This window comes from Arthrobacter woluwensis (genome assembly GCF_030816155.1).
Taxonomy (GTDB): Bacteria; Actinomycetota; Actinomycetes; order Actinomycetales; family Micrococcaceae; genus Arthrobacter_E; species Arthrobacter_E woluwensis_A.
In genome coordinates this window covers 2,749,761-2,762,522 of the sequence record NZ_JAUSXR010000001.1, presented here as the reverse complement: position 1 = coordinate 2,762,522, position 12,762 = coordinate 2,749,761, and the positions used below count along the sequence as shown (strand labels likewise).

At 69.0% G+C, this 12,762-nt stretch carries 10 protein-coding genes and 1 pseudogene; 3 read left to right on the top strand and 8 right to left on the bottom strand.

Going from position 1 to position 12,762, the window contains the following annotated elements; translation table 11 throughout:
• Window positions 1–36: 36 nt before the first annotated feature.
• The 4 genes and pseudogenes from QFZ52_RS12595 to QFZ52_RS12580 form a co-directional block, all read right to left on the bottom strand.
• Window positions 37–645: a potassium-transporting ATPase subunit C gene (locus tag QFZ52_RS12595; protein WP_307497935.1), complete on the bottom strand. Its 609-nt coding sequence runs from the start codon at window positions 643–645 to the stop codon at window positions 37–39.
• A gap of 9 nt (window positions 646–654) precedes the next feature.
• A pseudogene (kdpB, locus tag QFZ52_RS12590) lies at window positions 655–2,806 on the bottom strand (potassium-transporting ATPase subunit KdpB).
• The gene (gene kdpA, locus QFZ52_RS12585; RefSeq protein ID WP_307497934.1) at window positions 2,803–4,443 is read right to left on the bottom strand and encodes a potassium-transporting ATPase subunit KdpA; all 1,641 of its coding nucleotides are present in this window, start codon (window positions 4,441–4,443) and stop codon (window positions 2,803–2,805) included. Before kdpA ends, kdpB begins: the two are co-directional and overlap by 4 nt.
• Entirely contained in the window at window positions 4,443–4,556 is a 114-nt protein-coding gene (locus QFZ52_RS12580) for a potassium-transporting ATPase subunit F (protein WP_278267232.1), read from the bottom strand. Before QFZ52_RS12580 ends, kdpA begins: the two co-directional genes overlap by 1 nt.
• 343 nt (window positions 4,557–4,899) lie before the next feature.
• On the opposite strand from QFZ52_RS12580, the gene menD reads away from it, so the two are divergent.
• Together menD and QFZ52_RS12570 are read left to right on the top strand one after the other, a co-directional pair.
• Window positions 4,900–6,558: a 2-succinyl-5-enolpyruvyl-6-hydroxy-3-cyclohexene-1-carboxylic-acid synthase gene (gene menD / locus QFZ52_RS12575; RefSeq protein ID WP_307497932.1), complete on the top strand. Its 1,659-nt coding sequence runs from the start codon at window positions 4,900–4,902 to the stop codon at window positions 6,556–6,558.
• 507 nt (window positions 6,559–7,065) lie between these two features.
• Complete coding sequence (locus QFZ52_RS12570) at window positions 7,066–7,317, top strand: hypothetical protein (RefSeq protein ID WP_307497931.1); 252 nt, start codon at window positions 7,066–7,068, stop codon at window positions 7,315–7,317.
• Window positions 7,318–7,418: 101 nt separating this feature from the next.
• Here QFZ52_RS12570 and QFZ52_RS12565 read toward each other — a convergent pair whose 3' ends face one another.
• From QFZ52_RS12565 to QFZ52_RS12550, 4 genes are all read right to left on the bottom strand, one after another.
• Window positions 7,419–8,195, bottom strand: coding sequence for an amino acid ABC transporter ATP-binding protein (locus QFZ52_RS12565; RefSeq protein WP_307497930.1), 777 nt, complete (start codon window positions 8,193–8,195; stop codon window positions 7,419–7,421).
• A gap of 14 nt (window positions 8,196–8,209) precedes the next feature.
• Window positions 8,210–9,142, bottom strand: a complete 933-nt coding sequence (locus QFZ52_RS12560) for an amino acid ABC transporter permease (RefSeq protein ID WP_307497929.1) — start codon at window positions 9,140–9,142, stop codon at window positions 8,210–8,212.
• Between the two features lie 31 nt (window positions 9,143–9,173).
• Window positions 9,174–10,133, bottom strand: a complete 960-nt coding sequence (locus tag QFZ52_RS12555; RefSeq protein WP_307497928.1) for an ABC transporter substrate-binding protein — start codon at window positions 10,131–10,133, stop codon at window positions 9,174–9,176.
• Between the two features lie 405 nt (window positions 10,134–10,538).
• Entirely contained in the window at window positions 10,539–11,870 is a 1,332-nt protein-coding gene (locus QFZ52_RS12550; RefSeq protein WP_307497927.1) for an isochorismate synthase, read from the bottom strand.
• A gap of 150 nt (window positions 11,871–12,020) precedes the next feature.
• On the opposite strand from QFZ52_RS12550, the gene QFZ52_RS12545 reads away from it, so the two are divergent.
• Window positions 12,021–12,761 carry a demethylmenaquinone methyltransferase gene (locus tag QFZ52_RS12545; protein ID WP_261372188.1) on the top strand — a complete coding sequence of 247 codons (741 nt, stop codon included), beginning with the start codon at window positions 12,021–12,023 and terminating at the stop codon, window positions 12,759–12,761.
• The last annotated feature ends 1 nt before the right edge of the window (window position 12,762 follow it).

Sequence of the window (12,762 nt, the reverse complement as noted above, 5' to 3'; positions counted from 1 at the left end):
GAGCGTGGACCGTACGGGTGACCCTCGGGCGGTCCACTAGTGGCTCCCGGCCTGCGACGGAGCCGGCTGCAGCCGCTTCCCCAGCGCCAGGTTGAGCGTCGTGGTGTTGACCGATTCCTGGCCCAGCAAGGTCTCCACTCCCGTGGTGGTCGACTGCTGGATGAGGGTCTGCACCTCGGCCAGGGGCAGCCCCGTGGCACGGGCGACGCGCGGCGCCTGCAGCGCCGCGTAGGCGGGGGAGATGTCCGGGTCGAGGCCGGAGGCGGACGATGTCACGGCATCCTCCGGAACCGCCGAGCGGTCCACGCCCTCCCGGTTCGCGACGGCGGTGCGAGCCGCGTCCTTCGCTTCCTTCAGGGCGGCGGCGGTGGGGGCGAGGTTGGTCGCCGAGGACGTCTTCGGGTCCCAGCTCACGGCGGAGGGCCGCGGGAAGAAGAACCGGCGGTCCGTCTCCGGCACGGGCTGGGCGAGGAGCGAGGAGGCGGCGGGCGAACCGTTCACGCTCTGCACGGAGCCGTTGGCCTGCGCCGGGGCGATCGACTGCCCGAGCCCGAAGACCGCCAGGGGATACAGTCCGCCCAGGATGACGGTGAGCAGGGCCAGAAGGACGAAGGCCACGCGGAATTGTCGCAATGTCGCGGTCATGAGGTGCTCCTACGCGAGTCCGGGCAGCAGAGCCACCACGAGGTCGATGAGTTTGATGCCGAGGAACGGTGCGATCAGCCCGCCGACGCCGAACACCAGCAGATTGCGCCGCAGCGCGTTCTGGGCGCTCACGGCGCGGTACTTCACGCCCTTGAGCGCGAGCGGCACCAGGGCCACGATCACCAGGGCGTTGAAGATCACGGCGGAGAGGATCGCGCTCTGCGGGGAGTGCAGGCCCATGATGTTCAGCAGCCCGAGGCCCGGGTACGCCACGGTGAACAGGGCCGGGATGATCGCGAAGTACTTCGCGACGTCGTTCGCCACGGAGAAGGTGGTGAGCGAACCGCGCGTAATGAGCAGCTGCTTGCCGATCGCCACGATGTCCAGGAGCTTAGTGGGATCCGCAGTCCAGGTCCACCATGTTCGCGGCCTCCTTGGCGGCCTGCGTCCCGGAGTTCATGGCGACCCCCACGTCCGCGGCGGCGAGCGCCGGGGCGTCGTTGGTGCCGTCGCCGGTCATGGCCACGAGCCGTCCGGCGGCCTGTTCCGCGTGGATCCGGGCGAGCTTGTCCTCCGGAGTGGCCTCGGCGAGGTAGTCGTCCACCCCGGCCTGCTCGGCGATCGCCGCCGCGGTCAGGGGGTTGTCACCGGTGATCATGACGGTGCGGATGCCCATGGTGCGCAGCGCGGAGAACCGTTCGGCGATGCCGGGCTTCACCACATCGGCCAGTTCCACGGTGCCCAGCACCTCCACGCCGCCCCGGGCGTCCTGCCGTGCGACCACCAGCGGGGTGCTGCCCCGCCGGGAGAGTTCCTCCACGGTGGCGGACACCGCGCCGGGAAGCGCGCTGCCGCCGTCTTCGGCCCAGTGCCCGACGGCGGCCGCCGCCCCCTTGCGCACCTTCACTCCGCGGTGGTCCAGGCCGCTCATCCGGGTCGCCGCGGTGAACTCCACGGCCTCGGCCGCGTCCGGACCGCTGAACAGGTCCTCCAGCGTTGGCCGCCCCTGTGCGGGGGCGGCGCCGGTGCTCTCGGCCAGCTCCACGATGGACCGGCCTTCCGGGGTCTCATCGGCGAGCGAGGAGAGTCGTGCGGCCTCCACCAGTTCCTCCCGAGCCACTCCCGGGGCGGGGATGAACTCGACGGCCCGGCGGTTGCCGTAGGTGATGGTGCCGGTCTTGTCCATCATGAGAGTGGTGATGTCCCCGGCCGTCTCCACGGCGCGTCCGCTCGTGGCCAGGACGTTGTGCTGCACCAGGCGGTCCATCCCGGCGATGCCGATGGCGGGCACCAGGGCGCCGATGGTGGTCGGGATGAGGCAGACCAGGAGGGCCACCAGGACGATGGGGCTCGGCACCGCTCCGGCGAGCTGGGAGAACGGGACCAGGGTCACCGTCACCACCAGGAACGTGATGGTCAGGGCCACGAGCAGGACGTGCAGCGCGATCTCGTTGGGGGTGCGCTTGCGTTCGGCGCCTTCCACGAGGGAGATCATGCGGTCCAGGAAGGTCGCCCCCGGCTCGGCGCTGATGCGGACCACGATCCGGTCGGAGAGCACCGTGGTGCCGCCCGTCACGGCGGAGCGGTCGCCGCCGGACTCACGGACCACGGGGGCGGACTCACCCGTGATGGCGGATTCGTCCACCATCGCCAGGCCCTCGACGATCTCGCCGTCGGAGGGGATGACGTCTCCGGCGTCGCACACCACCAGGTCACCCCGGTGGAGTTCGGACGCCGCGACCATCTCCTCGCCGGCCCCGTGGAGCTTCCGGGCCTTCAGGCCTTCCCGGCTGGCGCGCAGGCTGTCTGCCTGGGCTTTGCCGCGGCCTTCGGCGAGGGCTTCCGAGTAGTTGCCGAAGAGGACGGTGAGGGCCAGCCACACGGTCACGGCCAGGCTGAACCCGGCCTCCGGCGAGCCGGAGGCGAACTGTCCCACGCAGACCAGGAGGGAGGCCGCCGTGCCCACCAGGACGGTGAACATGACCGGGGAGTGGGCCATGGCCCGGGGCGAGAACTTCTTCAGGGCCAGGGGCACCGCACCCAGCAGGGTTTTGCGGTCCCAGCTGCTGCGGCGCTTGTAGCTGTGGCCGGAGAGCTCCTCCTCGCGGGGTGCGGGAGCGGCTGCGGGCCGGGTGGTGGTGTCGTCGAGTGCGGTCTTCATGACAGGGTGCCTTCTGCGAGCGGGCCCAGCGCGAGGGCCGGGAGGTAGTTGAGGGCGGTCAGCAGGACCGCGACGGTGCTGAGCATGACGGCGAACAGGCCGCCGTGGGTGGGAAGCGTGCCGGCCGACGCCGGAACGCGGGGCTGGGTGACGAACGCGCCTGCCAGCGCGAGCACCAGCACGATGCCCACGAAGCGACCGAGCCACATGGCGATGCCGAGCATGGTGGCCAGCGCCGGGCCCGAGCTCGTGATGCCGCCGAACGCCGAGCCGTTGTTGTTGGCGCCGGAGGTGAAGGCGTACAGGACCTCGCTGAACTGGTGGGGACCCTGGGCCGGCGCCTGGGAGAGGATTCCCGGGACGAGCACGGCGATGCCGGACAGGACCAGGACCAGGACGGGCACCACCAGGAGGTAGAGCGCTGCGATCGTCATGTGCCGGGCCTGGACCTTCTTGCCCAGGTACTCGGGCGTGCGGCCGACCATGAGCCCGGCCAGGAACACCGTGACCACGGCGATCACCAGCATGCCGTACAGCCCGGACCCCACTCCGCCCGGAGCCACTTCGCCGAGCATCATGTTGACCATGGCCAGGCCGCCGGCCAGGGGCGGCAGGGAGTCGTGCGCCGCGTTCACGGCGCCCGTGGACGTCAGCGTGGTGGCGGAAGCGAACACACCGCTCGCCGCCGGGCCGAAGCGCTGCTCCAGACCCTCGCCGGCACCCGGGAATGCGGCCAGCGCCCAGGCCATCGCCGTCGTCGTGAGGGCCCAAAGGCCGCCCATCACGCCCAGCACCGTGAAGCCCTGACGGGCGTCGCCGGCCATGCGCCCGAAGACGTACGGCAGCGCCGAGGGGATCAGGAGGATGAGGAACACCTCGAAGAGGGACGTGAAGGAGTTCGGGTTCTCGAACGGATGTGCGGAGTTGGCGTTGAAGTAGCCGCCGCCGTTGGTGCCGAGGAGCTTGATGGCCTCCTGGCTCGCGACGGGGCCATCGGGAAGGGTCTGAGAGGCTCCGGTGAAGGGGTTCGTGACGGAGCCGCTCCAGAAGTTCTGGACCACGCCGGCCACCACGAGCACGAGGGCGCCCGCCACGGCCAGGGGCAGCAGCACCCGGAGCGTGATGCGGACCAGATCGGCCCAGAAGTTGCCCAGGTGGCTGGTGCCGAAGCGGGTGAGGCCGCGCATGAGGGCCACGGCCACGCAGATGCCCACCGCCGCGGAGAGGAAGTTCTGCACGGCCAGCAGAGCCATCTGGGCGCCGAATCCGAGCGTCGTCTCCGGGACGTACACCTGCCAGTTGGTGTTGGTGACGAAGGAGATGGCGGTGTTCATGGAGGTCCACGGATCCACCGCGCCCGGTCCGCCGGGGTTCCAGAGCCCCTGGAGCCGGAGCAGCAGGTAGATGACCAGCACGGAGACGACCGAGAACGCGAGCACGCTGCGGGTGTACCCGAGCCAGCCCTGTTCACGGGACGAGGACACCCCGGACAGGCGGAAGAGGACCCGCTCCACGCGGGAGTCCTTACGGCCCTCCAGCGCGGCGTGCAGGTAGAGGCCCAGAGGCTTGTGGAGCACGCCCAGAAGCAACAGCAGAACGGCGATCTGCGTGACGAAGGACAGCCAGGAGTACTGCATCACTGCCCCTTGTCGGAAGATTTGTCGGAAGAGATGAGGGAGACCACCAGGTAGACCAGCAGCGCTGCCGCCACCAGCCCCAGGAGCGCCCAGACCAGGACGTCGACGGTCATTTCCGTCCCACCACCTTGTCGATCGCACTGGCCAGCCAGACCATGGCGCCGGACAGGAGCACGAAGACCCCTACCGCGATCACGTCGTCCATCTCACGTTCCTTTCGCCGCCCGGCTCGGGCGGACATTCGCACTGGGCGCGGTTCACGCCGCACCCTGGACCGCGCCGCGGCCCACACCATCAGTGAAGTCCTGTGCGGGGCCGTTGACGCCGCCTTTTACGCTTCCTTGATGCGTGAGGAGGGAACCTTTGCACTTCCTTTACGCGGGTCTTGTCCGGGGCACGGGAGAGCGGTGACGGCGCGGCGTGAGCGCGCCCGAAGCCGCTCACTACACTGGTCTGGTGACTGAGCTCTCCGCCCTCGCCTCCGCCCGGATCGTCGTCGCTGAACTGCTCGACGGCGGTGTGCGGCACGTGGCCGTCTCCCCGGGCTCGCGGTCGGCGCCTCTCGCGTATGCGCTCGCGGAAGCGGAGGCCGAGGGACGCATCACCCTGCACGTGCGGATCGACGAGCGCGCGGCGGCCTTCACCGCGCTGGGCGCGATCCTGGGCAGCGGGGCCCCGGCCGCCGTCGTCGTGACGTCCGGGACGGCCGTGGGCAATCTTCTGCCGGCGGTCATGGAGGCCGACCATGTGGCGGCGCCGCTCGTGGTGCTCTCCGCGGACCGGCCCCTGGAACTGCGCGGCACCGGCGCCAGCCAGACCACGGAGCAGATGGACCTGTTCGGGGAGCACGCGCGGTTCGCCGTGGACGTGCCCGCCGGGGACGACCCGCAGCGCGGTGTCCGGACCGCCCTGAGCGCCGCGACCGGCGCCTTCGAAGAGCTGCCGCCCGGCCCGGTCCAGGTGAATCTCGCCTTCCGTGACCCGCTGCTGCCCGGAGCGGACGCGGAGTTCCCCGCTGTCTCCGAGCGCAGGCCGTTCCACTTCGCCCCGGACCCCGCGCCGATCCACTACGACGCCCCGGACGGCCTCGCCGAACACCGCACTCTGGTGCTGGCCGGCCACGACGCCGGGCCGATCGCCGAGGCGTTCGCCCGCGCCCACGGGCTGCCGCTGGCCGCCGAGCCGAGTTCGAACGCCCGCTTCGGCCCGAACGCCGTGGGGCCGTACCGGCTCCTGCTGGACCGCTTCGGCCCGGAGGCGGCCGAGCCGCTGGAACGGGTGGTGGTGTTCGGGCGCCCGACGCTGTCCCGTCCCGTCACGGCGCTCCTCGCACGCCAGGACATCCCGCTGGCGCTCTACGAACCGGTCCCCGTGGCCTGGTACCAGCCGGGACGCCGCCTCGAACGCCCGGTCGCGACGCTGCGGGAGCTCTCCGAGTTCGCCGGGCGCGCGCCGGAGGGCTGGCTCGACACCTGGCTGCTGGCGGGCGAGAAGGCCCAGCACGGCATTGAGCAGGTGCTCGCCCAGGAACCCGGCCTGACGGGTCCGGCGGTCGCCGCCGCAGTGTGGGCGGCCACCCGGGGGCAGCTCGTGCTCGGCTCGTCCAACGGCATCCGCGACGCCGACCTCGCCGCCGCTCCCACGCTGGAACCCCTGGCGACGGTCCACGCCAACCGGGGCCTCGCCGGGATCGACGGCATGACCTCGACGGCGGTCGGCGTGGCCCTGGGGTCGGGCCGCGAGACCACGCTGCTCTGCGGCGACGTCACCTTCCTGCACGACGCCGGCGGGCTCTTCCTCGGTGCGGGGGAGGACGAGCCGGATCTGCGCGTGGTGGTCCTCAACGACCAGGGCGGCGCGATCTTCAGCACCCTCGAACACGGCGGCCTGCGCGGGGGCTACGAGTCCGCCGTCGAACGCCTCTTCGGCACTCCGCACACCGTCCGCCTCGACGCGCTGGCCGCCGCCTACGGCGTGCCGCACCGCGCCGTGACGTCGACGGCGGAACTCGACGCCGCCCTCGCGGAACCGGTGCGGGGCCGCAGTGTGCTGGAGGTCCGGTGCTCGCGCGACGGCCTCCGGGACCTCCACGCCCGCATCCGCGAAGCCCTCTGACCCCTCTCCCTCCATCGACTGCTCCATACGATGTCGTTTTTCCCGGATTTCCGGGGATTTCGGCATCGTATGGAGCAGCCGATGAGGTGGGACTGGGGGTTCCGGGAGCCGGAGCGTCGGCGTAGCCTGAGGGCATGATGGGGGGAACAAGGGGACGGAGCGTCTCGGGGATCGGGCGACTCATGCTTGCGGCAGCGCTGCTCGCCGCCGGCACCCTGACGGGATGCACTCCGGATGGTGCGTCGACCGCAGGTAGTGCGCCGCCGTCGTCGTCTGACACCGCGACGCCGGTCGCCACCAGCGCCGCCCCGCCCGCCGGTCACTACGACGCGGGCTGCCGGCAGGGCCAGACGGATGCCAAGGACTTCGATCCGACGCGACAGGTCATCTCCCTCGACCCGCTCTTCATCCGGGACAACTTCTCCGGCTCGGCCACCCCTGAGTTCGACGCGGGAGTCCAGTGGATGAAGGACCCGTTCTTCGTGCGCGCCGGGCCGCACTGTGACGGTGACCGTGGCACCGGACCAGCAACGGACGGTCGGCCTCGTGGCGCAGTACGGCGCCCGGGATGGCAACACCTCGATCACGTTCACCGCGTGCCCCGCGTCCGTGACGCCGTACACGTGGTGGCCGGGCGGCTTCCTCGTCCACGGGCGCGACGCCGTGTGCCTCCGTCTCACGGTCGCCGTCGCGGGAGCGGAGGGCGTGCGCAAGCCGGTCATCCCGGCCGGGGACATCGCCTGCCCGCCGTCGTGGTGACTCCTTAAACGCCGATCGACTGCTCCATATGATGCCGGAATCCCCGGAAAATCGGGGAAAACGGCATCGTATGGAGCAGTCGATCAGAGGAGAGGGACGCGTCAGAGCACGCGGCTCAGGAACTCCTTGGTGCGTTCGTGCTGCGGGGCGGCGATGATCGCCCGGGGGTCACCGGACTCCACCACCACACCGGCATCCATGAACGTCAGGGTGTCGCCGACCTCGCGGGCGAAGCCGATCTCGTGAGTCACCACGATCATGGTCATGCCGGACTTGGCGAGGTCCTTCATCACGTTCAGCACATCACCCACGAGCTCAGGGTCCAGGGCCGAGGTGGGCTCGTCGAAGAGCATGACCTCGGGGTCCATGGCCAGCGCCCGGGCGATCGCCACGCGCTGCTGCTGGCCCCCGGAAAGCTGGGACGGGTAGTGGTTGATACGCGACCCGAGTCCCACCATCTCCAGGAGTTCGGCGGCCCGCTTCTTGGCGACCGCCTTGCTCTGACCCTTGACCTGCATGGGCGCCTCGATGACGTTCTCCAGCGCGGTCATGTGGGGGAAGAGGTTGAACTTCTGGAACACCATGCCGATGTTCTGGCGCTGGGCGGCGATCTCCTTGTCCTTGAGATCGTGCAGCTGGCCGTTCTTCTCGCGGTAGCCGATCAGCTGGTCGCCCACGTGGATGAGGCCGGCGCTGATCGTCTCCATGAGGTTCACGCAGCGGAGCATGGTCGACTTACCAGAACCGGAGGGCCCGATGACGACGGCCACCTCACCCTTCTTCACCGTCATGTCGATGCCCTTGAGGACATGGTGGTGGCCGTAGTACTTGTGCAGGCCCTCGATGCGGACGAGGGGCTTGTTCTCAGCGGTGTTCATTTCAGCCTCGGTCCTCACGTGTGCGCGCCGGTAGTCGGAACGCCCTGGCCTGCGGCGGCAGCCTTGAGCGCGTCCGGGTTGATGACCTCGGGGGCTCCGCCGTCGATGCCCCTGCCGTAGTACTTCTCGATGTAGTGCTGACCCACCATGAGGATGCTGGTGATGACCAGGTACCAGAAGGCGGCGATGATCAGGAACGGGATCGGGGTGTAGAGGCGGTTGGCCAGAGCGTTCGTGGCGAACGTCAGGTCGAGGGTGAACGGCACGGCGAGAACGAGCGACGTGGTCTTCAGCATGCCGATGGTCTCATTGCCGGTCGGAGGCACGATGATGCGCATGGCCTGCGGCAGCACGATGCGCCACATGATCTTGCCGTTGGACATGCCGAGTGCCTGTGCGGCCTCCGTTTGCCCCTTGTCCACGGACTTCAGGCCGGCACGGAAGATCTCCGCCAGGTAGGCGGACTCGTTCAGACCGAGGCCGAGGATGGCCGGGATCAGGCCCTTGGTGGGGTCGGAGAGCACCACGTGGACGAGTTCCGGCCCGAACGGGATGCCTAGGCTCAGAACGGGGTACAGGACAGTCACCAGACCCCAGAAGATCAACTGGGTGTACACCGGGGTGCCGCGGAAGAACCACACCCAGAACCAGGCTGTCCAACGAAGCACCGGGTTGTCGGACTGCCGCATGATGGCCAGCAGGATGGCGAGCACGATGGCCAGAGCCATCGACGCCACCGTGAGCAGCAGCGTCCATCCGATGCCCTGGACCACGCGCACATCGAGGATGTACTTACCGACGATGTCCCAGTCGTACTTGGGGTTCGTGAAGAAGGTGCTGATGAACGCCAGCGCTGCACCGATGATGATGATGGCGCTGATCCAGCGTCCCGGGTGCCGCACCGGCACTGAGCGATTCAGCACCGGTGCGTCGTCTTTGTGACTCATGATCTACCTGAGCTTCTGGGGAGAGAGCGGATCAGGACGCGGCCGGAGCCGGGTTCAGCTCGGACTTGGTGATCGCACCTTCGGAGTTGCCCCAGGCGTCGAGGATCTTCTTGTAGGAGCCGTCCGCGATGAGGCTGTTCAGGGTGTCCTGGACCAGGGTCGCCAGAGCGGTGTCCGCCTTGGCCACGGTCACGCCCTGGGGAGCGGCGTCGTAGATGTCACCGATCTTCTCGAGCTGGCCGTTGGTCTGGGTCAGCGCGTAGCCGATGATGGGGGAGTCGGCGGCCATCGCGTCGATGGAGCCGTTCACCAGGCGGGTGGTGACGTCGGTCTGGTTCTTCAGGGTCACGATGTCGACCGGCTTCTTGCCGGCGTCGACGCACTTCTTGTTGCGGTCCTTCAGATCCGGGTCCTCCTGGACGGTGCCGGTCTGGACGCCGATGGACTTGCCGCAGACGTCATCCAGGCTGAAGCCCTTGGGGTTGCCCTTCTTGACGGCCCAGGTGGTACCGGCCTTGAAGTAGCTGACCATGTTGACGGCCTGGAGGCGCTCCTTGTTGATGGTGAAGGAGGAGATGCCCAGGTCGTACTTGGGGCCCAGCGCGGGGAGGATGCCGGTGAACTCAGCAGTCTGGACCTGGACCTTCAGGCCGAGCTTCGCGCCGATCGCCTTAGCGATGTCGACGTCGTAGCCGATGGGAGTCTGGCCGTCCGCGTCGAGGAATTCCGCCGGGGCGTAACTGGTGTCGGAGCCGACCACCAGGGTGCCCTTGGACTTGATGGCGGCCGGGACCTTGGCGGCGAGGGCGTCGTCCTTCTGGACGGTGCTGGGATCGAACGTCGCAGCGCTGGAGGAGCCGGAGGACGGCTTGGAACCGTTGTCTGCCGTCTCGGAGGCATTGGTGCAGGCGGAGAGTGCCAGCGCGCCGATGGCCAGTACGGCTGCCGTCTTGACCTTGGTGCTACCGAAGAGGGAGCGGTTGAACATCATGATTTTTACCCTTTGTTGCGCTGGGACCTGGAGTTGAGTCCGCTTAAGTGTAGTCACGCACTGAGAGGTGCGTCACAGTCAACTTGCATTGACTATTGGACAACGTCGCGCCGCGAAGCACAAGCCTGGAATGTTGCCTGACGGTAAATTCTTCAGCCCCGCCTCTCACTGTGACTCCCATCACTAAAGCGCAGATCGGTCTTCAGGAGGGAATTCGAAACGCCATTGTGTCCGGTATTCCAGACGCGAAAGACATGCTTCGGAAAACGACGACGTCGGCACACCCTCCTGCGGCACAGCGCCAGTCGCGCCGAAGGAAGTGAGCGCGGGAAGGGCAGGACTCGAAGCGTCGCTGAGTGACTGGTCGCCGCGTGGAACGCCGGGAGAACCCGCCCGCGTCACCCCTCAGGACGCGACGTTGAGAGCCTCCAGCATCGGGCGGAACTTCGCCCAGGTCTCCGCGAGCTCGGACTCGGGGACCGACCCCTCCACGACGCCGCAGCCGGCGAACAGCCGCGCCGTCGACCCGTCCAGGAGCCCACCGCGCAGTCCGATGCCCCACTCGCCGTTCCCGGCGGCGTCGAGCCAGCCCACCGGTCCGGCGTAAGGGCCGCGGTCCAGGTGCTCCAGTTCACGGATGATCGCGCCCGCCGGGAGGGTAGGAGTCCCGCACACGGCGGCGGTCGGGTGGAGGGCGTTGACCAGGGCCAGGGAGGACGGGATGTGCCCCTCGGCGTCCAGGAGTTCGGCCTTCACATCGGAGGCGAGGTGCCACACATTGGGCAGCTCCAGGATGAACGGCTCTTCATGGGCGTCGGTGGCTTCGGAGAACGGTTCCAGCGCGTTGACCAGGGAATCGATGGCGATCTGGTGTTCGTGGCGCTGCTTCACCGAACCGGCGAGCACGCGTTCGGCGTAGGCGGTCTCGTCCTCCTCCGCCGTGCGATCCACCGCGTCGCGACGGTCAAGGGTGCCGGCGAGGACGCGGGCCTGGGCGGTGCGGCCCACCACCTGGATGAGCATCTCCGGGGTCGCCCCGACGAAGCCGTCCACCCGGTAGGTCCAGCATTCGCGGTACTGGCGCGCCAGCCGGGCCAGGACGTTCTCGGGGATCACGGCGGAGGGCAGGTCCACTTCGACGTCGCGGGCCAGGACGATCTTCTCGACCGCGCCCGAGCGGATGCGCGCCACACCTTCCTCGACGGCGGTCATCCACTCCGCCTCGCTCAGCGAGCCTGGGCGGATGGGGGCGTCCAGCGCGGGGCGCTGCGCGGCGTCGTCGTCCGAGGACTTCGGACGGGGGAGCAGCCGCTCGACGGCGTCGCGGACCTCATCCTCGGACGGCGCGGACTCGGCGAGCGTGGACAGCGTCGCCCAGCGCAGGCCGTTCCGCTGGCCGATGACGAGTTGGGGCACCACGAGGCGCGAGGCGTAGCCGGACGTCTTGGAGAACGCGAAGGACCCGAACGCGGTGGGGCCGGTGCCGGGAAGGCTGAGGGGGTCGTCGACCTGCGCCGTGAGGGACAAGGCGCGCCACCACTGCTCGGCGAGCATGAAACGTTCCGGGCCGGAGACCTCGAAGCGGGTCACCTCGCCGAAGCCGAGGAGGCCCGAACCGCGGCGGATCCAGCTCAGTGCGACGGCGGGGGCATGAGGGCCGTCGAGGAAAGCCGCCAGACCGTCCTCGGAGGCGTCCTCGCCCAGAGGTACGGTGGTGCTCTTCAGCGTGCTGCTCATGATGGAACAAGGGTACTCCCGAACTGCGCTTTGTCCTGTTCAGGGCCTGTTCCGTCCGCCCTCTCCGAACCGTCGTGTGGAGAGCGTGGTCACACGGAATCCGTGGTCGTCGCGAATGTTTGCGACAATGAGACGGTGAGCAGCACACCGATCCGAGCCTCGCTCGACAAGCGCCCCGAAGAAGTAGCCACCATGTTCGACGATGTTGCGCCGAAGTACGACGTGGTCAACGATGTCCTGTCCCTCGGGCAGACGCGGCGGTGGCGCAAGATCGTCTTCGATGCGGTCGGCGCGGTTCCGGGGCAGCGAGTCCTCGATCTGGCGGCCGGCACCGGCACTTCCAGTGAGCCGTACGCGGACGCCGGGATCGACGTCGTGGCGTGCGATTTCTCCCTCGGCATGCTCAAGGTCGGCAAGCGCCGCCGCCCGGACATCGACTTCGTGGCCGGCGACGCCATGAACCTCCCGTTCGAGGACGACAGCTTCGACGCCTGCACCATCTCCTTCGGCCTGCGCAACGTGAACGAACCGCGCAAGGCCCTCGCCGAGATGCTCCGCGTCACCCGCCCCGGCGGCCGGATCGTCGTGGCGGAATTCTCCCACCCGACTGTTCCCGTCTGGCGAACCATGTACACCGAGTACCTCATGCGCGCGCTCCCCGCGATCGCCCGCAAGGTGTCCTCCAACCCGGACGCTTACGTCTACCTGGCCGAGTCGATCCGCGCCTGGCCGAACCAGGACGAACTGGCCCACTGGCTCCAGGACGCCGGCTGGGAGGACGTCGCCTACCGCAACCTGAACGGCGGCATCGTCGCCGTGCACCGCGGCGTCAAGCCTCTGACCGACGACGCCGCAGCCTCCACCGCACGCCCGGCGCCCGCCGCGCGCTAAA